The sequence below is a fragment of the Bdellovibrio sp. HCB-110 genome, from assembly GCF_047323225.1.
GTDB lineage: Bacteria > Bdellovibrionota > Bdellovibrionia > Bdellovibrionales > Bdellovibrionaceae > Bdellovibrio.
The window spans coordinates 718,374-739,113 of sequence record NZ_CP178750.1; the positions used below are offsets into that span (position 1 = coordinate 718,374).

Annotated in this window: 25 protein-coding genes; 11 read left to right on the forward strand and 14 right to left on the reverse strand. The window is 44.3% G+C overall.

Features of this window, described 5'->3' with window-relative positions:
* From tsaD to smpB, 3 genes are read left to right on the forward strand one after another with little or no spacing between them, the layout of a single operon-like run.
* Window positions 1-1,035: a tRNA (adenosine(37)-N6)-threonylcarbamoyltransferase complex transferase subunit TsaD gene (gene tsaD, locus ACL934_RS03430; RefSeq protein WP_374080425.1), complete on the forward strand. Its 1,035-nt coding sequence runs from the start codon at window positions 1-3 to the stop codon at window positions 1,033-1,035.
* On the forward strand, window positions 1,032-1,859 hold the full coding sequence (gene rsmA / locus ACL934_RS03435; RefSeq protein WP_374077704.1) for a 16S rRNA (adenine(1518)-N(6)/adenine(1519)-N(6))-dimethyltransferase RsmA: 828 nt from the start codon (window positions 1,032-1,034) through the stop codon (window positions 1,857-1,859). Before tsaD ends, rsmA begins: the two co-directional genes overlap by 4 nt.
* Window positions 1,856-2,308, forward strand: coding sequence for an SsrA-binding protein SmpB (smpB, locus tag ACL934_RS03440; protein ID WP_374077706.1), 453 nt, complete (start codon window positions 1,856-1,858; stop codon window positions 2,306-2,308). Before rsmA ends, smpB begins: the two co-directional genes overlap by 4 nt.
* On the opposite strand, the gene ACL934_RS03445 is transcribed toward smpB, so the two are convergent.
* Window positions 2,253-2,894 carry a hypothetical protein gene (locus ACL934_RS03445; RefSeq protein ID WP_374077708.1) on the reverse strand — a complete coding sequence of 214 codons (642 nt, stop codon included), beginning with the start codon at window positions 2,892-2,894 and terminating at the stop codon, window positions 2,253-2,255. The genes smpB and ACL934_RS03445 overlap by 56 nt on opposite strands.
* A gap of 94 nt (window positions 2,895-2,988) precedes the next feature.
* Here ACL934_RS03445 and ACL934_RS03450 point away from each other — a divergent pair, with 94 nt between their 5' ends.
* Window positions 2,989-3,777, forward strand: coding sequence for a hypothetical protein (locus ACL934_RS03450; RefSeq protein ID WP_413613082.1), 789 nt, complete (start codon window positions 2,989-2,991; stop codon window positions 3,775-3,777).
* A 163-nt stretch (window positions 3,778-3,940) separates the two neighbouring features.
* Here the strand turns inward: ACL934_RS03450 and ACL934_RS03455 are convergent, their stop codons facing one another.
* The 7 genes from ACL934_RS03455 to ACL934_RS03485 form a co-directional block, all read right to left on the reverse strand.
* Window positions 3,941-4,291 (reverse strand): HNH endonuclease, encoded by a 351-nt coding sequence (locus ACL934_RS03455; RefSeq protein WP_413613083.1) that lies wholly within the window; start codon window positions 4,289-4,291, stop codon window positions 3,941-3,943.
* Between the two features lie 16 nt (window positions 4,292-4,307).
* Window positions 4,308-4,931 (reverse strand): DUF222 domain-containing protein, encoded by a 624-nt coding sequence (locus tag ACL934_RS03460; RefSeq protein ID WP_413613084.1) that lies wholly within the window; start codon window positions 4,929-4,931, stop codon window positions 4,308-4,310.
* A gap of 286 nt (window positions 4,932-5,217) precedes the next feature.
* A complete protein-coding gene (locus tag ACL934_RS03465) occupies window positions 5,218-6,741 on the reverse strand; it encodes a carboxylesterase/lipase family protein (RefSeq protein ID WP_413613085.1) in 1,524 nt (507 codons plus the stop codon).
* Between the two features lie 79 nt (window positions 6,742-6,820).
* Complete coding sequence (locus tag ACL934_RS03470; protein WP_413613086.1) at window positions 6,821-7,108, reverse strand: hypothetical protein; 288 nt, start codon at window positions 7,106-7,108, stop codon at window positions 6,821-6,823.
* A gap of 69 nt (window positions 7,109-7,177) precedes the next feature.
* Window positions 7,178-7,861: a flagellar brake protein gene (locus ACL934_RS03475; protein ID WP_413613087.1), complete on the reverse strand. Its 684-nt coding sequence runs from the start codon at window positions 7,859-7,861 to the stop codon at window positions 7,178-7,180.
* Window positions 7,837-8,736 (reverse strand): SAM-dependent methyltransferase, encoded by a 900-nt coding sequence (locus tag ACL934_RS03480; RefSeq protein ID WP_413613088.1) that lies wholly within the window; start codon window positions 8,734-8,736, stop codon window positions 7,837-7,839. Before ACL934_RS03480 ends, ACL934_RS03475 begins: the two co-directional genes overlap by 25 nt.
* Window positions 8,733-9,035: a hypothetical protein gene (locus tag ACL934_RS03485; protein WP_374077725.1), complete on the reverse strand. Its 303-nt coding sequence runs from the start codon at window positions 9,033-9,035 to the stop codon at window positions 8,733-8,735. Before ACL934_RS03485 ends, ACL934_RS03480 begins: the two co-directional genes overlap by 4 nt.
* Window positions 9,036-9,246: 211 nt before the next feature.
* Here ACL934_RS03485 and ACL934_RS03490 point away from each other — a divergent pair, with 211 nt between their 5' ends.
* Complete coding sequence (locus tag ACL934_RS03490; protein ID WP_413613089.1) at window positions 9,247-10,476, forward strand: hypothetical protein; 1,230 nt, start codon at window positions 9,247-9,249, stop codon at window positions 10,474-10,476.
* 55 nt (window positions 10,477-10,531) lie between these two features.
* Here ACL934_RS03490 and ACL934_RS03495 read toward each other — a convergent pair whose 3' ends face one another.
* The 5 genes from ACL934_RS03495 to map form a co-directional block, all read right to left on the reverse strand.
* Window positions 10,532-11,047, reverse strand: coding sequence for a MarR family winged helix-turn-helix transcriptional regulator (locus tag ACL934_RS03495; RefSeq protein WP_374077729.1), 516 nt, complete (start codon window positions 11,045-11,047; stop codon window positions 10,532-10,534).
* Window positions 11,048-11,258: 211 nt separating this feature from the next.
* Entirely contained in the window at window positions 11,259-12,335 is a 1,077-nt protein-coding gene (locus ACL934_RS03500) for a glycoside hydrolase family 26 protein (RefSeq protein ID WP_413613090.1), read from the reverse strand.
* An 88-nt stretch (window positions 12,336-12,423) separates the two neighbouring features.
* The gene (locus ACL934_RS03505; RefSeq protein WP_413613091.1) at window positions 12,424-12,816 is read right to left on the reverse strand and encodes a hypothetical protein; all 393 of its coding nucleotides are present in this window, start codon (window positions 12,814-12,816) and stop codon (window positions 12,424-12,426) included.
* A 120-nt stretch (window positions 12,817-12,936) separates the two neighbouring features.
* Entirely contained in the window at window positions 12,937-13,428 is a 492-nt protein-coding gene (locus tag ACL934_RS03510) for a GlcG/HbpS family heme-binding protein (protein ID WP_413613092.1), read from the reverse strand.
* 74 nt (window positions 13,429-13,502) lie between these two features.
* A complete protein-coding gene (gene map / locus ACL934_RS03515) occupies window positions 13,503-14,258 on the reverse strand; it encodes a type I methionyl aminopeptidase (protein WP_413613093.1) in 756 nt (251 codons plus the stop codon).
* Window positions 14,259-14,284: 26 nt separating this feature from the next.
* Between map and ACL934_RS03520 the strand changes: the two genes are divergently transcribed.
* Window positions 14,285-15,157, forward strand: a complete 873-nt coding sequence (locus ACL934_RS03520) for an NAD(P)H-hydrate dehydratase (protein WP_413613094.1) — start codon at window positions 14,285-14,287, stop codon at window positions 15,155-15,157.
* Between the two features lie 64 nt (window positions 15,158-15,221).
* Window positions 15,222-16,178: a hypothetical protein gene (locus ACL934_RS03525; protein ID WP_374077734.1), complete on the forward strand. Its 957-nt coding sequence runs from the start codon at window positions 15,222-15,224 to the stop codon at window positions 16,176-16,178.
* Between the two features lie 54 nt (window positions 16,179-16,232).
* On the opposite strand, the gene ACL934_RS03530 is transcribed toward ACL934_RS03525, so the two are convergent.
* Window positions 16,233-17,930, reverse strand: coding sequence for a hypothetical protein (locus ACL934_RS03530; RefSeq protein ID WP_413613095.1), 1,698 nt, complete (start codon window positions 17,928-17,930; stop codon window positions 16,233-16,235).
* A 237-nt stretch (window positions 17,931-18,167) separates the two neighbouring features.
* Here ACL934_RS03530 and ACL934_RS03535 point away from each other — a divergent pair, with 237 nt between their 5' ends.
* The 4 genes from ACL934_RS03535 (at window position 18,168) to ACL934_RS03550 (ending at window position 20,082) form a co-directional block, all read left to right on the forward strand.
* The gene (locus ACL934_RS03535; protein WP_374077736.1) at window positions 18,168-18,620 is read left to right on the forward strand and encodes a hypothetical protein; all 453 of its coding nucleotides are present in this window, start codon (window positions 18,168-18,170) and stop codon (window positions 18,618-18,620) included.
* Window positions 18,621-18,762: 142 nt separating this feature from the next.
* Window positions 18,763-19,128, forward strand: coding sequence for a helix-turn-helix domain-containing protein (locus tag ACL934_RS03540; protein ID WP_413613096.1), 366 nt, complete (start codon window positions 18,763-18,765; stop codon window positions 19,126-19,128).
* Complete coding sequence (locus tag ACL934_RS03545) at window positions 19,073-19,666, forward strand: hypothetical protein (RefSeq protein ID WP_413613097.1); 594 nt, start codon at window positions 19,073-19,075, stop codon at window positions 19,664-19,666. Before ACL934_RS03540 ends, ACL934_RS03545 begins: the two co-directional genes overlap by 56 nt.
* The gene (locus tag ACL934_RS03550; protein ID WP_413613098.1) at window positions 19,666-20,082 is read left to right on the forward strand and encodes a hypothetical protein; all 417 of its coding nucleotides are present in this window, start codon (window positions 19,666-19,668) and stop codon (window positions 20,080-20,082) included. Before ACL934_RS03545 ends, ACL934_RS03550 begins: the two co-directional genes overlap by 1 nt.
* The last annotated feature ends 658 nt before the right edge of the window (window positions 20,083-20,740 follow it).

Below are 20,740 nucleotides of genomic sequence, written 5' to 3' on the forward strand. Positions count from 1 at the left end.
ATTGAAAGAGTTCTAGCCATTGAAACCAGTTGTGATGACACCTCTGTCGCGATCGTGGATCGTAGCGGATGGGTTCACTCTGTCGTGGCGGCCTCTCAAGACCTTGAACACGAAATGTACGGCGGTATCGTTCCTGAAATCGCCGCTCGCAACCACTCCCTCGCATTGATCCCGTTGATTGAAGAGGCTTTTAAAAAAGCCGGTATGAACTGGTCCGATATTCAAGGGATCACAGTGACCAATCGACCGGGTTTGATTGGTGCCTTGATTGTGGGGTTGGTGACGGCGAAGTCCCTTTCTCAAGCTAAGAAAATTCCGTTTTTAGGTGTGAATCATTTAGAAGGTCATTTGCTTGCGCCTTTTTTAAAAGACTCTCAATACGCACCTCCTGAAGATTTTGATTATCCTTATGTGGGTCTTGCCATCAGTGGTGGTCACACAAGTCTTTATCAAATCAAAGGATTGGGTGACTACCGCGTGCTTGGTGCAACCAAGGACGATGCGGCGGGAGAGTGTTTTGATAAATTCGCAAAGATGGCAGGCCTAGGTTTTCCGGGTGGAGTTCGCATTGATCAGATGGCAAAAACAGGAAATCCCGAAGCTTTCGAATTTCCTCGCAGCATGATCCATGACGAAACTTTTGATATGAGTTTTTCCGGTCTTAAATCCTCTGGGCAGCGCATGCTGGAACAATTGGGACCAGAACTGGTGCAAGAGCAATTGCCGGATCTCTGCGCTTCTTTCCAGGAAGCCATTGTCGACGTGCTTATTGCAAAACTCGACAGAGCCGCGAAAGTTTATAAAGCCAAACGCGTGATTTTGACGGGCGGGGTGAGTGCGAACTCTCGCTTGCGTGCACGGGCTGAAGAGTGGGCGAAGAAAAAAGGTTTAAGCCTTGTCGTTCCGCCGATTCGTTATTGCACGGACAACGCCGCGATGATTGGTTATGCAGGAATTTTAAGAATGAACGCCGGTGAATTTTCACAATTGGATTTGGGGCCGTCTCCGCAAGCACTTGTATCGGATTTCCGATGAGTCAGTCTCGTGAACGATTGGAGCAGACTCTTCAGGAATTGGGGATTCTGGCTAAAAAATCTTTAGGTCAAAATTTTCTTGTCAGTGATCTCGTCATTGAGCGCATCATCAATCAAGTGAAAGAATTTAAACCCGAAGTTCTTGTTGAAGTGGGACCGGGGCCTGGGGCCTTGACGTATTTTCTTCGTCAGATGGAAGTGCCGTTAACTTTGATTGAACTCGATCGTGTGATCGCAGCGTACTGGAGAGAGCAAAACATTCCGGTGATCGAAGAAGATGCTTTGCGTTTGGATTGGTCGCAATTTTATTCAGATAAAAAAGTTGTTTTTGTCAGCAACCTTCCTTATCAAATTTCTTCAAGCATTGTGATTGATAGATCTTTGGAAGAGAAGGGTGTGGAGCACATGGTGCTCATGTTCCAAAAAGAAGTCGCACAAAGAATCAGAGCTCCCGCCCAATCCGAGCATTACGGTCTTTTAAGCGTGATTGCACAAACTTTCTGGAAAACGTGGATGGTAACGGAAGCGGGTCCTCGGGACTTCTCTCCGCCTCCGCGGGTGGCGAGCCGCGTGTTGGGATTTTCTCGCATTGAAAGCGAAGTGAAGAACCGTCAGGCGTTTTTGACCTTTGTCAAAGCGGCCTTTGCTCAGCGCCGTAAGCTTTTAAAGAAAAATTTGTCTGGTCTTTTAAGCCAAAAGAAGCTAACTGAAGAGCAATTGGTGGGATGGATCACCGAGATGGGCTTTAAAGAGACCGCTCGTGCCGAAGAACTCAGTCCCGCGCAGTTTGTCCGCCTTTATAAGAATTTTGGATTTGAACCATGAGCATTTTAATTGTTCAAGAGAACAAAAAAGCCCGCTTTGATTATACGATCGTAGAAACCTACGAAGCGGGTCTTCAGCTTATGGGAAGTGAAGTGAAGTCTTTGCGTGCTAAAGACGTGCAGCTTAAAGATTCTTATATCAGTTTCCGTGGGGATGAAGCGTTCTTGCAGAATGCGCATATCGCCGAATATAAAGCTTCAAGCTACAACAACCACGCGCCTGAGCGTCTTCGTAAGTTGTTATTAAATCGCAAAGAGCTCGATGAGATTTTTGGAGCCTTGAAAGAAAAAGGTTATTCCTGTGTGCCACTTAAGATTTATTTCAAAAATGGCCGTGCGAAATTAGAGATTGCGTTGGTGAAGGGTAAAAAGACCCATGACAAGCGTGAAGCGATTAAGAAACGCGACGTTTCTGATCAAATTCGTTCAAGCTTAAGACGTTCTCGTTAGTAATAAATTCTTCTTTGATGCCTAAGCGAGCGCGCTTTTCCGCTAAAAGATGTTTCCAAGCGGCATAGGCCTCACGGTTTTGTGGGTCGATGCTAAGTTTTTCCAAAAGTTTTAATTCAGTTTCGGTATTGGCTTTCAAGGCGCGATAGAAATAGTCGTAAGTCATCGCAAGATCCCTGAAGTCGTCTTCTTCTGGCAAGTGATAGTCAGGAATATGCCATTGCCCCAACATCAATTGGTGCATGTGTCTTTCCATCGTCACCAGGGGAGAAAGAAGATTCTTGGTCATGCGAATACTTAAAAACAAAGTCACAGCCGTCAGGAAGACAAAACTAGCCCCTAAGAAAATACGCAGCCACGTAATTTCACGCTCCAAGTGCTCGACCAAATGAGGGTGAGTATCGTAAGCCAAATTTTTAAAGAGTTCGTAGTTTTGATTGATAAAGAAATAAGACGGCAAAAGAAAAAGAATCGCGCCACCCGCGACCGCCGTGATCATGTACCAACAATATTTATACTGAAAACTCTTATTCAGAATAAAGCGACGCGGACTTTGTCCGTGGGGCACTCGTTGTGGTTCAATCACTCTTCGTCCATATAACATATAGTCACTTATCGGTAGGTTGTGTTTTCGTGAGAGTCCAATTATTCTCAAAAGTAGACTTTTTAGGGGGAACTTCATGAGCTTATCACGGTCGAATGTAGTCGCAGCGTCCAATACTCAAGATACAAACGGACGAAAGTCCTTCTTTCTTCTTTTAATGGGTGCCTTTTTGCTTTTCTCCACAGGCCCTGCTGTTTCCATGGCTGCGGATGACGACACGACCTTGGTCGATGATAAATACTCTTTAAAAGCAGATCGTGAAGCCCTCGAAGCCTTACGAAAAGACATTCCTCCGGAAAGACAAAAAGAGAATGACGAAAAAGCTTTCATGGACCAAATGATGTCGGACTTCTCGCGCAACCCTTCGGAAGTGCGCAGTAAGTTTTCAAGCATTGTGAATAAAAAGCGCGAAGTCTTCAGCAAGGATATGAATAAGACCCGGGAGCAGTTCAATAAAGCGCAAAAAAAAGAACGCGATGATTTTACGAAGGAACAAGCGGAGGTTCGTAAAGACTTCTCTAAAAAGAAAGTCGATTCGGACGAGCGCAAAGAGTTCTTTGAAAGCATCGAAGCTAAGCGCAAGGACTTCTACGCCAATCAAAAAGAAAAGCGTGATGAATTTGAGGCGGACTTCCGCGATAAGCGTAAAAACTTTGATGACTATATTCGTTCTAGAACCGATGAATTCAATCAGCTTCACCGCGATTATACAAAGCGCTATGAAGAAAATAAGAAATCTCAGTCGGACTTAAAAAAACAGGCGGAAGAAAAACGCAAGCAGCTGCAAAAAAATTTGGATCAAGAATACGATCCAATTCGTAAAAAAGACCCAACGATTCTGGAACCAAACACAACTGGAGAATAACCGCGGTGTCGGTTCACTCTTTAGAAAAATCAGCGCCGGATTTTAGTATTTGTTTTTGTCCGGCCGCTTCTAAAAAATTCTAAATTCTAAATCTCTTGCATTTATCTACATCCGATCTTGTGACACCCTGAAAATCTACGTTCTCCATTTCGTGGCAATTTTCTCATTTACCTAGGCTAAGTCCCGCTTGTTTTGCGGCAAGACTATTGTGGGCTCTGCATAGAACTCTAAGATTCCCAATATTATTACTTCCACCAAGTGACCAAGCCTGAATGTGATCAACTTGCAGTTGATACTTTGAAGTACATTTTGTCCCTGTCTTTGGATCCGAATATTCACAGCAGTATTGGGCATTTCTGAAGAGTTCTCTTCGTTTATGAATCGAAATATATTCACGAGGTCTCTTAACTTGTCTTCGTGGAATCTCCGTAGCGGCGAAGCTTTGCGTTAAGAAAGTGGAATTAGAAGCCGATGATTTAGTATGTTCGCCGTCAAATACAGAAGAGTAATTCAAATTTCTAGGTGTGCTGTTAGGTTGTTCTGTTTGTTTTCTCTGGAGCCTTAGCTAAATAAGAAATCACTTCGCTCCAAGTTCCCTCCGGACAAATATGCGATAGCAGGCTTTTAGCTTGTTCAAGTGCCTCCATTTGTTCTTTGCTTAAAGTAAATTCAATTCGAACAGACTCGTCTTTTTGCGGTTTAATAGATTCATGAATTTGAATCGGATGGTCAAACTCGATTGCCAACACTTTCTCAGTTTCAAAGGTATTTTTATTTTCAATCTTTTCTAGAACTCGCATGGTCGCAGAAGCTGAAAGAAGTTGCCCTGAGTTTTGCGATTGCTCCTTAAGACACTTCTGAACCTGAGTAAGTTGAGAAAGATTCAACGACCCTTCTTCAAGTTTTTCCGCCACAGCGGGAACTTGCTTTAACAATCGCGCAGATTGCAGTCGGCGATAAGCAGAAGATTCAGAATATCCCAAACCGCGAGTAAGGTACGCATACATGCTATCAAAACCCATCTCTGCATAAAGCTTACGCTCGTCAATTTCCAGAATGTGCAACAAAATCAAGTGAGTGATCTTGCGTTCCGTGCGCACAAGCTTTTCCATTCTGGAAATCAGTTCTGAATTTGAGATATTTTGAAGTGACATAAAACCTCCAATTAGTTCATGAAGGCTTTATATCACGATATTTTTTGACTAATTTTCGAACTGTTTTTTATAGAATAGTGATCGGGCGAGTCAGTTTTAAAACAATCGCAGTATGCTTATAAAGCTTTACTATAAGGAGATCTTCGAAAAATAGAGAAGGGTCTTGCGTGAGGAAAAATATTTTGTTTAAAGCCAAATTAAAAAGCATCCAAACACTCCCAAGAAAATAATTATTACAAATTCAAATAGACGCAAAGCTTCTCCGAAGCGAAGGTTATGAAATACTTTATTTTAAATTTGAGTCAAAAATAATGGAATCAATCCATTTTTGCTGGTCCTCTTTTAAGTAGGCATTGGGATTACCAGTCCAGAAGAAGCCCTTAAAGTAGATGGACATTTTGTTCCGTAGGGACTCTCGGGAAGATTTATTTTCAGGAGTCCATGCAAAGCGCGAGAAGTTTTCTTTATCGGTCACAAAGTTTCCTAGATAGAAAATCGCATCCATTCCGTGGACCGCGCCAAAAATTTCCTTCCAAGGGGACGGTGTCTCCTTCCAGGCAAAAGAGTACTGGTAGATTTCTTTTTGATGGGCGCGAAGAATGAGTTCCACATTATTTTGTGTCAGGAGAATAGCCTCGCTACCTGTGTAAGTGATGGCTTTAAACTCTTCGGGACTCTCAACTAAGTCGCTTTCTGTAAGTTCTGAAGGGGAGTTTTGAATCCACCTCCAGAGTTCTTGGGAAGAAGGTTTTAAAAGAGGACCGCCGACGATGTAAGTGCCTTCGTCAATTGTGGAGCCAAGAATCAACGGCACCTGATTGTAGTGACCCAATACCGTTCCTAAAAGACTTTCCGGAAAAACCTTGCCATCGGTAATGTGCTGAAAAGGAATCATGTACTTCTGCGCCTGAACGAGGTCGTCAGCACTTAAGGAGTACAGAAAGTTCCTTCTCCATTTATGGCTTTTGGTTTTTAAAAAAACCTCTGCATGATTTTTATCTTTGGCAAATCCCGCATTTACGATCAGTTGATTGATAAAATCCTGAGAACGCTCTTCAGCTAAAAACTTCGGATAAAGATTGGGCATACCCGCAGAGCATACGGCTTTATGAAAAAGATCTTTTGCCAATGGTGTTTGCAATAGCCCCCAAACATTCATGCATCCCGCAGATTGTCCCATGATCGTCACGTTGTGAGGATCTCCGCCAAAGTTTTCGATATTGTCGCGCACCCATTTTAAACCTGCTAACAGATCCAGGGTTGTAAAGTTGCCAGAGCGATCCAACTTCGAACCTTCTAGGATAGAGTCAGCAAAGGCCCCTAAAAGCCCTAAGCGATAATTAATACTTACAAAGACCACTTGAGAAGAAGAGGATACATAAGAACCATCATAAATCGGATCTGAAGCGGTGCCTTTGAAATTGGAACCGCCATGAATCCAAAATACGACCGGAAGTTTGCGAGAATCTTTTTGCGGCTTCCAAATATTTAAATAAAGACAGTCCTCACTTCCCACCGGGACGCCAAATTTCTCGGAAGGCACATTGGCAAAAAAGTTTCCAATTTGCGGGCAGCTTGATTTTATTTTCTGTGTTTTTTTAATTCCATTCCAAGCATCCAAGGAACGGGGAGCCTTCCACCGTAAATTTCCTACGGGAGCCTGGGCATACGGAATTCCCAAGAAGGCCATTGTATCGTGAGCCGTATTCACGCCTTCTACGGAGCCGTACCGCGTGTGAGCAATTAAGGAGCCCGCAGACGCCGTGAAAGAAAGAAGAGATAAAATAAAAACAAATCTAACTAAGCCCATTTCATAGTCATACTCGGGCTTCTACTTGAGTCAAAGTTTTATGAATGCAATCTAGAGCTAACCGAAAATTCCAGGTAAATTAGTTCGAGACGATATTTCCCTGAACAGAGATAAAGACTTTGTAGCCACCATTTGTTTTAGCAGCAAGTTTGTTGGTGTAGTTTCCTGTCGCAGTTTCAACGGAATATCCACTTGTTGTGGCGGTCCCTTGTGAAGAGCCGGAGACGAAACCTGTCAATTGACCTTTTTGCAGAACCACTTCAGGCGGTTTTACTTCGCCTGCCAATTGCTCCAAAGAGACTTCCATAGAACAACCCAATAAGCTACTTCCGATAAGCGCTAGAATAAGTGTTTTTGAAAATCCCATAACGTCTCCGTATAGATAACTTATCGGATTCAGCACGCAGACTCTAAAGTCTCAAAATGAAACAAAATCTTAAGTGGGACGCTTAAAGACGTCTTTATGAATCTCCATGGTGATTGCAAAAAGTTTATTTTCCACAATCGGTGGAAGAGGCGTGAATTCGATACCAAAGGTCTGAATGACCTTATTGCCCTCATCCACTTTGATATGACGAACAATGCCTTGAATCTCAATGGGAGGTCTTTTCGCAATGATCAGATGTCCTGTGACTTGGTCGCCGACTTTCATCAAAGGATTGTCCATGCGGTAAACCACGCGGCAGCCTTGGCTGCTCAAATCCGCAAGCTGACCTGTGATCTTTTGCGCAACGCCATTCACAAGAACAATATTGTAAAAGGCATGGTAGCCATCAGGGATACGCACGCGGTAGTTCTGGCGACGCTGCAAGTGATAGAGTTCTTTGGGAAGAGGTACGGCCACGCGGTCTTGATGGAACTGCGCTTTGGTTTGGAAGTAATATTTTTCTCCGCCTAAAAAGAAATGGCCGAGATATTCTTCCTGAGGTTTTAAAGTTGTGGAGGATTCAAACACGCATTCCAAACTTTGCGATTTGGAATTATAAGCCGTCACGCGAAGTTTGCAGATTGCATCTTCTTGGCCTTTGCAAAGAAGTTCCCCTTTGGCTTGAGCGAGATCTTGCCAAAGCTTGATCTTCTCTTCGTCTCGGCCAATCAGGGTGAAGATGTCTTTATCCATACCGTGACCTCGTGCTTGTTGTGACGCAGATGTTGAATACGAGCATTTTCCAAAGACTGAAACTTTTTGAGTGTCGCAAAGTCCGTCTTACCTTGAAATTTTATCGTGCAAACGAAGTTTGCGCAAAGTCCTGAACTCTGCCAGGACTGTACAAGTTCCAAAAGTTTTTCAGGATAGCAGATGATATCCGAATAAAACCAATCAATGGCCCCAATGTCCTCGGGCTTCACATTGAAGGCGTTGGTTTTCATAAAGTGAACACGCGGAAGTTTAGCGATATGCGGTTCCAAAGGAGCGCGGTCGATGCTGACCACCTCACAGCCCATTTGTTGTAAAACCCATGTCCATCCACCGGGACAGCTTCCAAAGTCGACGACTTTTTGTCCTGGCTTTGGACGAATTCCATAAACGGTGAAAAGCTCCCACAGTTTCAGATAAGCGCGCGATGGAGGATTCTTTTTATCTTCATGAAACTGAACTTCTCCTAAAGGAAAAGGGGAGTTGGTCTGGCTTGAGGCGACCAGAGTGTTTTTATCGATCAAAGTCCACGCCCCCAAATTGTCTTCAGGGAGTGTTCCCAGGAAATCCATCACACGAGGTTTGAGTTTAGGAAGCTGATCTTGAATAAGCTGCGCGCGCCGATGATTATCAAAAGTATAAGGCGCCCAGAGTTTGCCGAGGCCTTTAAGAGCTTTCGCGGCTTGACTGATAGATTCAAAAGTAATGATCTTGGGGTTGAGCCAAATATTTTGGGCCCATACAGAGGTCTGCAAGGGCCCATCGGCTAGAACCAGGCTTCCATGAACGGACTTTACATTTTTAAGTTCTTCAAGAAGCTCTGGTAGAAATTGTTCAGTAGTTAAATAGCCAATCACGCCGCTTTTGTTGCCACAGCTGGCGTCAGAAGTCCACGGTTGTTCCAGGTTGTCATGCAATCTGCCCAGAATTTTTCCTTTAGTTTCACATCAGCAGGTCCCATTTTTACTTTGGGGAAATCTTGTTTGTCGAAGTGCTCAGTAAACTGAGACTCGTTACAAGCACGTACAACTTTCATCATCAAGTTGAAGTGAGCTTCAGTGAAAGGTTTGTTATCTACGAGCATTTTTCTGAGCCCGCCCTCTGGTGTGTGAAGCAAGAAGTTAAAGAGGTTCGGTACATCATATTGTTGACTCATTTTGATACTCCCTTTTTTGGTTGCATCCACATTATCGGACAGTGTTGAGGAGATCTTAAACGGGATCTTAAGACCTACGTCTTAAGTGTGACTGAACAATAATTTTTCAGTTTTCCCCGACTTTACCTTTTTCCAGAAAAAGTCGAGGAAAATGGTCCAGGTAAAGTCTAGTTGATCTTAAGTCCTAAGACCTACCTCCGATCTAGGAGGCATGAAAACACAAACAAACAAAACTAACATCTTGATGGCTTTCCTTGTAACAACACTTTTCTCAAACGCGACTTTGGCGATGTCCAAAAGACCTGTGAATGAAACGCCGGCGCCAAAACCTCCGGCAACGACACCTACAACGCCGCCACCAACGACAACAAATCCTCCACCTACAACAACGCCTCGTGAACCGGCAGCGATTTCTGACTCCATCACTCCGGAAGGTTTTGATGTATTTGGTGAAGTGTCTTATCCAGCGGGTTCCATCGTTGATACGACCTACAAAAATTACCGCGAACTTCTTCCGCAACGAAATGCTCAGGAATCTTATCGCACGGATAATTGCGATGCGAATCTCGATAAGAATGATCGTTTCGCGGATCGCATTTCTTACGCTGTCGAACTTAAGATGCAACCTGCGAAGGCCCAATTGGGTTACGTGGCCTCTTACTTCGGTTTAAGCAAAGATGTGAATTCGTATCTTCCGAACAGTTTGATCTCTCATCCTCTTTGTAACGTCACAAGTGCAACATTGAATACGACGTTGAATGGGAAGAACGTTCCTTCAGCAGCCACAATCAAAAAAGCCAATGAGTTTGCAAATAAAATGAACCAATACCGTCGTGAAGCGCTTTCTGGCAACAGAGAAGGCTACGTGAAAGCTTCAAAACTTTGGTCAAAATACATGATGTGCTTGTCTTACATGGAATCTTTGACGACTGCGGATTCCGCGAAAGCTCAAAGAGTGGCAGAGAAATATGCGCCATCAGGTTACCGTCGCCCAGCCGGTGTTAACTTCTATGAAGATCCGGCCCAACCACCAGAGTCTCGTTTGAACATCGGTCTGTTCCAGTTCACTCCTGATGCTGGCGGAAATATCCAAGCATGTATTCGTGAGTGGAATGTGCTGTATCCAAAATGTGGTATCTCAACAACGGCGAGCCAATCTGAAATGATCCGTGTGTTGGGAAGCTCGCTGCAAACATTCAACGCCTTCTGTGCAGCAGCAAAAGTGACAGGCATGTTCTCTGTACAAGTGAACGCGCAAAAAGCTTACAACACGCATCCGTACAATGTGAATTCAAATGGATCTTTGAAAGCTCCGGCAGAGCGTTGCGTGAGCCCGCACATGGCAGTGGGTCGTTCTTACAACCACTTTGCACCTTTCCAAAATGGATCGGGCTTTACATTGGATAATATTCTGACTTGTACTTTGACTGGTGAATACTAAGAAGTGCTAGCAGATAAAAACAAAAAAACCTGACGCAATCAACGTCAGGTTTTTTTTATTTTTCACCCAGTTTGTGGATGCTCTTAATGATTCGTTCCATCAGGCCGTTGAGTTGGTCTTTCTCCGTGTCTGTGAACGGAGCCCAGAAGTGACTGATGCGCTCGTGATATATCGGCAGAATTTCGTTGCAAAGGCTTTCACCTTTTTCCGTCAAAAGAATCACAAAAGAGCGTCCGTCTTTTTCATGTGTGGTTCTTTTTACGAGTTCTGCTTTTTCCAAGCTGTTGATCAATCCTGAGATCGTCGCTTGAGTGACACCCACTTTTTGCGCCAGCTCCGAAGGCATCAAGCCTCCTTGAGTTCTTTGCAACAAGACCATCAAAGTGAAACGTCCTGAAGACAAATTAAAGCGCGAGAAAAAACTGTCGAGATTGATTTCAAGATCTGTGGTGATTTTTCTCAGCAAGATGTGTGAGTACAAAGTCAGATGATCTAACTCTGGATATAGAAGAGCGGCATTCTTCTGGAGTTCTTCGCGAGTAGGAATCTCGGTAAAGAAGAGCTTCGCCATACTTTCTCCATTCTTAATTAGGGTTCCTGATTAAGTTTCCTTAGTAGTCTAATTAGGGGGCTAATAAAGCGCAAGAAAAAGGACGCATCATTATTGATAAATTTGTTTTTGAAAACGTGTTGATTGTGGAGCTGAGAGATAATCGTAAAATGTGGAAGGAGTGTGGAACTCCTTCCGGGTGATTTTCATATCAAGAAACAGTTAAAGAAATTTATTTGCTTAAATTCACTCTAGAAATCCATCGACTGTCAGATATCGCGTCTTTGTAGGCTTTCAAGGAGTTCGCTGAAGAATCAATTTTGAAATTATTCTTCTCGTTAGGTAACCAACCACCGGCGTGCCAATAAGTTGCAGCATAGATGCGCGGAATTTTTTTACTCATAATAAAATTCAAAGCATCTGAAATCCATTTGGCTTTGCGTTTTGAATTGCTGGGATCTTCGATCACCGCGTATTCCGAAATCATCAAAGGCTTCGTTGTCGAAATTGCGTTGATCTTTGGCATGTAGCGAGTGAGTTTTGGAACAAATTCTTCCCAATCATCATCTGTCGGAATTTGTTGTCCGTACACAGTGATGCCGATCCAATCAATATAGTTATCACCAGGATAATAATATTTCGGATCATTCCACTCTGAGTTTGGATATTGAGAAGTGTCGATGTGCAAAATCCACGTGATGTTATTAGCACCTTCTTTTTTGAACAAATCGACGACGTGTCTGTAGGCATCGCGGAAACGCTCGGGTCCATCTGGCCAGTTAGGATCTCCATAAGCATTGCGCTTAGAGCCTCCATTCCAAATTCCATTCCACGGAAACCAACTGCCGTTAGCTTCGGGACCAAATTCAATCATGATCGCAGTTCCAGCTTTGCTCGCTTCTCGCGCCCACTGCTTAAGATCAGCATCGTAAACTCCATCAATGACTTTTTGCATGCTAATCAAGGGATCAGCGACTTCCTCTTCTTGGCGAGACCAGGGACTCATACGGATGTAAGGGATGGCGCCACTTTTTTTAATGGCGTTGATATTGTCAGCGGGATAAATAACATTTCCTCCAAACCAGTGATTGGAAAAATAAACCCAGGCAACATCTTTACCAGAAAGATTTTCGAATTTTTTGATGTTATCAACGCTGACTTGATTTTCCACCTCGCCATTGTCCGTGAAAGCACCGTGATACAATTGTCCTTCTTGTGCGGGAGGTAGAACCTTTAAAGGAGCGGCGGATTCTTCCGTGGCCGTCGCTTGGAGTGCGACTAAGAGTAATGAGAAAAATAGAAGTTTCATAAGAGGACCTCTTTCGTGAATTTGAAATTCAGTATGAGAAAGAGGCCCTGGTGACGCTACTTACAATGTAGCCATCTGATCGTGAGTACTACTCAAGAGTGTAAAGAATCACTTTTACAGAATCTTTTGGAGACAAGGCTCTTTCCAAGCAAAGACGAGATGCTTCGAAATTTGACGGGTTTTGAGAGCCCGCAAAAGTAATCAAAAGAACACCGTTCATTGTCTCACCAACCACAGAACATTTGTCGTCAATCAATTTAAGCACGCGGCCTTTGCTAACTGGAAGTTCGCCGTCTGTTGTGTATTTGATTCCGCATGAAAAGAAGCTTTTTGGTTTCGCCGTATCTTCCACTTTGCCGATGCAAGTGTTGTAAAGATCGTTCACTTCTCTTTCAACTGCGATCACGTTACCAACTTTACGATCAGCTGCGTTTGCAGAGAAAGCCAAAATCATTGAAGCTAGAACAAAAAATAGTTTCATAAATCCTCCGTTATTAGACATGTTTAGCCTTTCACCTTTTCAGGGAAGCTCAAGCCTTTAGGCACTGTGTCTATAATAAAAGTTAGGCCAATCTCTGTTACACCATTTTCCGGAAACACTTTACGGCGTCAGTTTGTCTTTGATTTTATCGATTCCAGCTTGAGCGCAGACTTCGTCCAGAGGACCGCCTGGTGCACCACCCACACCAATAGCACCAATAACGATATTCCCAACTCGTATGGGCACACCTCCGCCAAGTAACAAGAATCCGTCAATTTGCCCTAGATTCTGCGCGGCAGGGTTGCTTTGTGAGGCGGCAAGCATGGCAGAGGTCGCATTTTTTGCGGAGGCCGAAGTATATGCCTTTCTGCGACTCGCATCAGCAGTATGGGGGCCAGCTCCGTCCGCACGTAACGTGACTTTGACATCGCCTGCGAAATCAACGACGGTGGCTGCGACTTGATAGCCCGAAGCCAGACAGTTTTCCACAGCGGCTTGTGCCGCCATATTCGCCAAGTTCAAAGAAATATTTTTTTGCGCGAGCACGCCGTTAGCTGCCTGCGCGTTCAGTGCCGTTCCGAATGATAAGAAAAGTAAAGACGTTCGCAACATAAGATCTCCTTCAAGTTAAGAAAGAAAATCTTAGGCGAGAGAAAGAGCTTCCTGCAAAGAAAGCTCTCGTGTTTTTAAACAGGATCGGGGATTGTGACAATCAAAGCGCGGTCTTTAAGGACGACCATGGTGTGCTCAAACTGGGCGGTGCGATGTTCGCGTCCTGCCACCAGAGTCCAATTGTCAGGCTCTTCATCAACGAAGCGCGCGCCCGTAGAAACAAACGGCTCGATCGTAATGACTTGTCCTTCTTTGAGTTTGCGTGTGTCTTTCTTATCGTAATAGCCAGCGATAAATTTAGGTTCTTCGTGCAAGCCCCTACCAACACCGTGGCTGCCGAGATTTTCAATGACGGTAAAACCATTTTCTTTGGCCACTTTTTCGATGTTGTAACCGATGACATTGATAAGTTCTTTGGCTTTCACAGCGGCAATCGCGGCATTGAGCGCTTGTCGAGTCACATCCAAAAGATGTTGCTGCTCTTTAGTGCCAGGAGGAACGATGAAAGATCCTCCATTGTCAGCATAGTATCCATTCAACTCAGCAGAAACGTCGATGTTAATCAAATCGCCTTTTTGAATTTTTTTGTGAGATGGCACTCCGTGCGCGACTTCGTGATTAAGACTGATGCAGTTGTATCCCGGAAAGTTGTAAGTGAGCATCGGCCCGGAACGTGCTCCATACAGTTCCAAAAATTTGCCACCCAACTCATCGAGTTCTTTGGTTGTCATGCCCGGTTCCATCTTGCGTGACATGTACTGCAAGCAGTTGGCGACAACCTTTCCGATTTTTTTTAGACCTTCTAAGTCTGCTTCTGTCTTTACGATCATAGAAGCCTGGTTATACACTTAAACGGATGCAAAAATCCACTGCTCCGAAATATATCTTAAAGAAACACGGTGCCCAGAAACTTTTACCTGCCGTTTCGACTTCGGATAATAAGGCGTCCCGAGGAAAAAGTCTTATTTTGGCAGGGAGCAAGGAATATCCTGGAGCAGGAATTTTAGCAGCGAAGGCCGCTCAGCGAATGGGGAGTGGCTATGTGACATTGGCGCAAAAAAATATTCCCGCGGCTTTGCTGGAAAATCCTGACTTTCTTTTGTGTGACCTGAATAAAAAATCATGGAGTGATTTAAAATTCGATGCGATTTTAGTCGGTCCCGGTTTTGGTGTGAATGATTTTACCTCGTCTGTTATCAAAGAACTTAAAAAACAAAAGGTCGAACGCGTGATTCTGGATGCTGACGCACTCACAGTGTGTGCCGAGCAAAATCTTTTTCCTCTTTTACCGTCATGGATTGTAACTCCGCATGTAGGAGAGCTTGCGCGATGCCTTCGTGTTTCCGCGGAAGAGATCAATCAAGACCGCTATAAGTTTGCTCGAAAGGCCCAAGAGCTTTTTCAGTGTGTGGTGTTGCTGAAGGGCCACGGCACTTTGATCGCTAATCAAAAAAGAATTTATAAAATTGCCAGTGGAAATGCGGCTCTGGCTAAAGCAGGGACGGGGGACGTTTTAGCGGGAGTTATAACGGCTTTAAGGGCACAGGGGCTTTCGGCCACCCGGGCCGCTCTTTTGGGAGCCTATGTCCATGGGGCCACAGCCAATCTGTGGGAAGCAAATAAACGGGACCTCATGTCCATGACAGCCTCCGATGTCCTTGATTACTTGCCCAAAGTGCTCTTTATCCTTCGCCGCAGGGTTGAAAAAACTACTAAGGAGGTGGGCTGACCCAACCTTGACTTTCCTTTTTGTAACGGGCCAGGTACAAACTCCCGAAACCAGGGAGATATTCATGAATAATGGGCTTTTGATCGCGGCTCTTGTATTTTTGGCTTCTGCTGCGAATGCACAGACATCTTCAACAACTCTTTCGACAACGACTCCTGCAACAGCAACAACTTCTGAAGTTGCCGTTCAAGAATCGACGACAAAAATCGGTGACGTTCTTAAGAACAAAAAGTTTGAAGATGATAAAGACATCACAGATTCGAAACTTAAAGCCGACTCAGGATCTCTTTCTCGTTACTCTTTGAAATTCTCTCTTTCTTACTTCGGTCCGCCTATTGGTGACCTTTCTAACGAAAAACAACCAAATCCAGATGGTTCTATCGGAAATAACGACACAGCGTTGAGTGGTTCGATCAGTGGTCGTTACCGTATCGACTCTAAAAGTGCTGTGAGCATGGGAACGGGTATCAGCTCGTTGACTCCTTTCCACGGTTCAAAACGCACAGACGTTAAAACACCTTTCGTGAACTACGATCGCAATGCGCGTTTGGGTGATGTGCAAATGAGAAACTCTTACGGTGTGTCTGTGACAACTGTAAAAGAATACTTGGATGTAGGTCAGTACGGAACTTTGAGCTATGACAACTCTTTGGTTTACAACTTGGGAGCATCAGGTTTTGCCGTCGGTCTTGATTCCAGCATCAGTGCTTTCCTTTATAACCGTGATTATGAAAAGAAAGACCGCACAGCAGGCCGTTACTACATCGGTTTCTATCCGCAAGTGAAGTACAACGTGACTGACAAGTTCAACATGTACACGTCATTGGCTCTTGGTTTTACAAATCCACGCGCTTTGGATGATCAATGGGCGATGCTCAACAGAACAATGACAGGCCGTTTGGGTGCGGGTTATGCATTCACTCGTGATATCTACTTCTCTACATATTTGAACTACTATCCTAAAGATGCGAGAACTGAATCAACAACTGTGAGCTTCTCAACAGTTTTTTCGATCCTCTAGTTAGCTAATAACAAATTGGATTTCTAAAAAGCACGCTGATGAAGCGTGCTTTTTTTATTCACAAGCATTCAAGGCTTTAGGAGCCTCTTGTTGAAGAGCTGTTTTGCAGCTCTCTGGAAGGCTTTCCTTGCGCAGTTGGGCTATCTGAATAGCGCGGTAAAGGCCGCTGGCGTGAACGTCATGAGGATCGGCATTCTTAAGAGCCAGTGTTGGCTCCACCGAAGCAAATAAGCAACCAAAGTTTCCTTGTTTCGTTGAAAGAGTGTTTTGCAATTGCAAGCTGGCTTTCGCTGCGACCACATCGGCAAAGTCTTCTTCGACATAAAGAGAGGCGTTTTTGTCAGCAAGGCAAATCTTCTGGGAAGCAAACGAGTTGCTGTACTTAGAAACCAGGTGGCCGAGTTCATGGGCTAAGATGGAAATTCCGTAAGCGGGACTCTTTACTGAGAGCCAACTGACTTTAATACCCTTATCGATCGTATTTGTTGCATCCGAGATATTCAGATCCGCGACTTCACTACAGATTTTATCTTCATCTGTGTAGATCAAAGAAAAGATAGTTCCCAGAACTACCAATGAGGCGTTATCGAGCTTTTTGAAGTTCTCACGCTCTTGACGGGCATCTTGCATAAAATCTTTCAAGCGCGTCGTCCAGCGAGTCGCAATAGTCTTTGCATCAGCGGGCATATAAAGAGGGGCATTCCTAATAACTTCATAAGCCGGATCTTGAGGGCTAAGCATTGTCAGAACTTGCGCACGCACTTTTTCAGAAGTTTCTTTGAAGGCGCCAATTTCGCTGTTTTGCGGATAGAGATTGATGGCTTTATAAAAGTTTCTTTCGCAGGCCACGGGAAGCAGACCTGATTTGTTAATACGCGACTGCATCATTTCTGCGACCTTCGCGTTACGGAAGATCTGTTTGATTTTGTTTTGATCCAAAGGCATGGAGTCCGCAAGCGCCGTGTCTTTGATCAAAAGCACTTCCAGCATTCTAAGAGCAATGGAGTTGCCAATCATACTTGTAAGGTCGTCGGTATCAATACCTTCACCGGATTTAATGCGCGCCAAAGAACCCATCTCCAAATCAATAATGCGCGCATTCATGGTGCCATTGATTTTATCTTGCAGTTCCAGAATTTTTTCGACTTCTGTTTGTGCGGCCTGCTTGATCGGAACTTGAGGATAGAGGACGTCAAAAAATCCTTGAGGTCCTTTTACATTGGAACGGAAGTAGCCCTTCATGAAATCATAAGTGGCCATTTTCTGACGGAAGGCCGTGTGTACTTGTTTAGGCAAATGTTTTGACGAAATAACCAGAAGCATGGCTTTGACCATGCGTTGCTGGCCTTCATTCAATTGCGTCTCGACGAGTTTATCTTGATTTTGATTGAGAAGATCCACGAGCAGTTTGGAAGATAGATTTCTTTCTTCAACCGTCTTTAGCATGAGTGCAGAAATATAATCGTCATAGTATTTCTTTTGTTCAGGAGAAGCTGATGCTGCAAGTTCCACCATTGTCGGATAAGAAAGTTCTTTGTTTGCGACACAGAGATCGCGGTAGCACAGTTGTCCTGCAGGCAAAGAAGCTCGCTCGACTTGCTCTTGGGGAGTCAGTGTTTTTTCTGCGGTCTTCGCTGGAGTTTTCGCCGCATCTAACTTTGCCGACTGATCTGACTTCTCGCTTTTACAAGCGGTAAGATTCAGAACAGAGGCACAAAGTCCGAAGGTGATAATTGCGCGCGACCATCTCATAATGAGACCTCCAATAAAAGTTCAACAGCCGTTCATCTTTTGGTCGATGAACTCCAACGGAAAGCCTTTTAGGCGCCCGTCATTTCGCTTTTTTAATAGAGAGCAAGGGGTGAACCAGGGGAATTAACGATTTCGTTTATTTTGCGGCTGGGCGTCTCGGTTTGCCGCGAAGGAATGTTCAGGAATAAACCCTTCTTCGCGGAACCAATCATTAATAACAATCCTTAGGAGGGATTTATGAAAACTCTAGTTCTTGTTCTTGCATTTCTTGGTATGGCTGGAACAGCTTCAGCTGCGTGTAAAGAAGGTCGTCGTAGCATTATCACTGTTCGCGACACCGTAAATGATCATTCTCGCACGGAAGTTCGCACGTGTCGAAATGGCACTTACATGACCGATGAAGAAAGAGCGAAGTACATCTACAATCCACGCACAACGTGCGTAGAAGGATCAAAAGGTTGGGTGACTTTGTACGATAATGATAGCGACCATTCTTATTCAGAAATGCGCATTTGCAGAAACGGCTCTTACATGACAGACGCAGAAAGAGCCGCGTATGTGCGTGTGCCGAAAAATCGTTGTAAAGAGGGATCTCGTCGCATTGAATCTGTTCACGATACGGTCAACGATCACACAGTGAACGTTTCTAAAGTTTGCGTTAACGGTAAATGGGTGAACGCAGGAAATTAGTACACGTTTTCCCTCGGGGAGCGAGAAGAACAGTGGTTATTCTTCTCGCTTCTTTTACATCCTGTTCATTACAGTTTTTACAGTTGTGTTCAAGAATCACTTCGCACTAGATAAACCCGAATTGCAAAATAAGGGGGATTCTTTGTCACAATCCACGCCGAAGCTCCGGCCCGAGCGCAGCGAAGTCTTAATGTCGCGAATTCGCGAAGCCTGTTTGCTGATGGGCATCCGCCAAAAAGATCTTGCCGATAGTTTGCAGTTAAAACCCAGTCAAATGAATCTCTATTTTCAAGGCAAAGTAGAAATGCGCACAGACCGCCTCGTACCTTTGCTGGCAATTCTTGGAATCGATATCGAACGTCAGATCGAAGAAAAGATCAAAGAGTTGGGTGGAGAAAGTTTTTCGCCACTAGGAAATGAAAATAAAGTGCTAGCCAGAATAGGACGCTTGGATGAATACAAGAGACAGTCTTTACTCAGAATTATCCACATTCTGGGATCAAAATAAGGACGACGTCACCGTTACGGTTGAGATGAGTGCAGAGGACTTTCTTGAGAAAGTAAAGGCCGACATTCGCCAGAACTATCAGTTTGCGCTCTTTAGTATTTTGCCGGGCTTGGCTTCAGATCCGACGACTTTAAAACGACTGGCAAAAAAAATGGGGATTGATGCGGCAACGGCCAGCGAGTTTTCTTATTGTCTTTTGCGCGCGGGACTTTGGCGAATGACGGAAGAACGTATTGAAACGAACTTCGAATTTTTAAATCTCGGTGATATTTCGGTGAAAGATTATTTGGCGATGACCGTCAGTATTATCTCGCACCTTTCAGATTCGAAGTCTTACGAGTACGACACTCTTTCGGTTGTGACCAATCGAGGACTGATCCGCAACTTCATCGTGAAAGTGAATCAGGCTCTCAAAGAGCTTCACGAAAAATCCCATGAACCGGATGCCTCCAAAGATTGTCTTTTTTCTTGGAGTCACACGGGCGTCATCGAACTTGAATACAGTGCTATGAATTCTCAATGCAAGGACAGTGAATAATGAAAACTACTGCAACCACAGCTATCGGCTTTCTTTTACTTCTTCTTTTTTTATCAACGGATCTTTATGCCCAAGGGGTCGGAGGTGGCGGTTCTGGCGGGGGCGGCCTTCGCGGTAATCCCAATGCGGTTCGTAGAGGCGGCTGTGTTGAAGGACGAAGAACCATATTCTATGAAGTTGAAAGAAACACGGGGAATCGTGTGACCGTCACACGGGAATGTCAGAACGGCAGTTACTATGATTTGACTGATTATATTTATGATCCGAAGACTCGCTGTACAGAAGGACGTCGCGAAACGTGGACTGAGCATGATCGCAATAGCGATAGAGGTCGATCGGTCACGCATATTTGTAAGGACGGGAAGTGGGTGCCTTACATTCCTAAACCCATCAAAGTCCGCTGGCCTTGGTGGTAATCTCGAAAAGTTCTTAATTCCAAAAAAGAAAAACCAGAATCCCTTGTGATTCTGGTTTTTTTATTCACCAATATTTAAATTGTGTCTTGGCTTAAGGTGGCCCCGTCTCCCTGTGTAGATTCAATTCACGAATCTCCGTCGATAAAACAAGTTCGTGACGTACTACTTTTGAATTCGCCATTCAAGGCTCCTTTCATTCAAGGTAGTAAGCTTATCGGCTGGACCTTGGGATAGTTGAGGGCGTTTTGCAGAATTTTTCGAAAATAAATAGCCCCGTCCAAGTTTGGAACGAGGGAGTCAAATTACATTCACAGATTTTTGTTATCTCTTAGAGGAGCCATAAATTGTTCTTCTGCCTGTGACATCTTTCTATCTTGCGGGAATAACTTCATTCTTCTTTAAATGCTTAAAAAATGACATTCGGTGTTGAGACAAAATAGGTCTCTGGTTTTGAGACGAATAGGAACAATTGCCGTCACAGTTTCCGCCTGGGACAAGGCTGTCGCAGAAGAAAAGCCCTGTGATCTTGGGAGTTTGAATTTTTTGCCAGCTCTCGCGGAGAACCCTTGGCACTTTCCTTGGAATACCCCCATTCGCTGCCGCATTCGAGATTTTAGGGGAAAGAAAGCGGCACAAAACCAACCAATACAAGGGGGAA

Excerpts from the sequence above, each read along its gene's own strand:
- rsmA (WP_374077704.1), top strand. The coding sequence starts at position 1,032 with ATGAGTCAGTCTCGTGAACGATTGGAGCAGACTCTTCAGGAATTGGGG.
- smpB (WP_374077706.1), top strand. The coding sequence starts at position 1,856 with ATGAGCATTTTAATTGTTCAAGAGAACAAAAAAGCCCGCTTTGATTAT.
- ACL934_RS03450 (WP_413613082.1), top strand. The coding sequence starts at position 2,989 with ATGAGCTTATCACGGTCGAATGTAGTCGCAGCGTCCAATACTCAAGAT.
- ACL934_RS03460 (WP_413613084.1), bottom strand. The coding sequence starts at position 4,931 with ATGTCACTTCAAAATATCTCAAATTCAGAACTGATTTCCAGAATGGAA.
- ACL934_RS03465 (WP_413613085.1), bottom strand. The coding sequence starts at position 6,741 with ATGGGCTTAGTTAGATTTGTTTTTATTTTATCTCTTCTTTCTTTCACG.
- ACL934_RS03470 (WP_413613086.1), bottom strand. The coding sequence starts at position 7,108 with ATGGGATTTTCAAAAACACTTATTCTAGCGCTTATCGGAAGTAGCTTA.
- ACL934_RS03475 (WP_413613087.1), bottom strand. The coding sequence starts at position 7,861 with ATGGATAAAGACATCTTCACCCTGATTGGCCGAGACGAAGAGAAGATC.
- ACL934_RS03485 (WP_374077725.1), bottom strand. The coding sequence starts at position 9,035 with ATGAGTCAACAATATGATGTACCGAACCTCTTTAACTTCTTGCTTCAC.
- ACL934_RS03490 (WP_413613089.1), top strand. The coding sequence starts at position 9,247 with ATGAAAACACAAACAAACAAAACTAACATCTTGATGGCTTTCCTTGTA.
- ACL934_RS03495 (WP_374077729.1), bottom strand. The coding sequence starts at position 11,047 with ATGGCGAAGCTCTTCTTTACCGAGATTCCTACTCGCGAAGAACTCCAG.
- ACL934_RS03500 (WP_413613090.1), bottom strand. The coding sequence starts at position 12,335 with ATGAAACTTCTATTTTTCTCATTACTCTTAGTCGCACTCCAAGCGACG.
- ACL934_RS03505 (WP_413613091.1), bottom strand. The coding sequence starts at position 12,816 with ATGAAACTATTTTTTGTTCTAGCTTCAATGATTTTGGCTTTCTCTGCA.
- ACL934_RS03510 (WP_413613092.1), bottom strand. The coding sequence starts at position 13,428 with ATGTTGCGAACGTCTTTACTTTTCTTATCATTCGGAACGGCACTGAAC.
- map (WP_413613093.1), bottom strand. The coding sequence starts at position 14,258 with ATGATCGTAAAGACAGAAGCAGACTTAGAAGGTCTAAAAAAAATCGGA.
- ACL934_RS03520 (WP_413613094.1), top strand. The coding sequence starts at position 14,285 with ATGCAAAAATCCACTGCTCCGAAATATATCTTAAAGAAACACGGTGCC.
- ACL934_RS03525 (WP_374077734.1), top strand. The coding sequence starts at position 15,222 with ATGAATAATGGGCTTTTGATCGCGGCTCTTGTATTTTTGGCTTCTGCT.
- ACL934_RS03530 (WP_413613095.1), bottom strand. The coding sequence starts at position 17,930 with ATGAGATGGTCGCGCGCAATTATCACCTTCGGACTTTGTGCCTCTGTT.
- ACL934_RS03535 (WP_374077736.1), top strand. The coding sequence starts at position 18,168 with ATGAAAACTCTAGTTCTTGTTCTTGCATTTCTTGGTATGGCTGGAACA.
- ACL934_RS03545 (WP_413613097.1), top strand. The coding sequence starts at position 19,073 with ATGAATACAAGAGACAGTCTTTACTCAGAATTATCCACATTCTGGGAT.
- ACL934_RS03550 (WP_413613098.1), top strand. The coding sequence starts at position 19,666 with ATGAAAACTACTGCAACCACAGCTATCGGCTTTCTTTTACTTCTTCTT.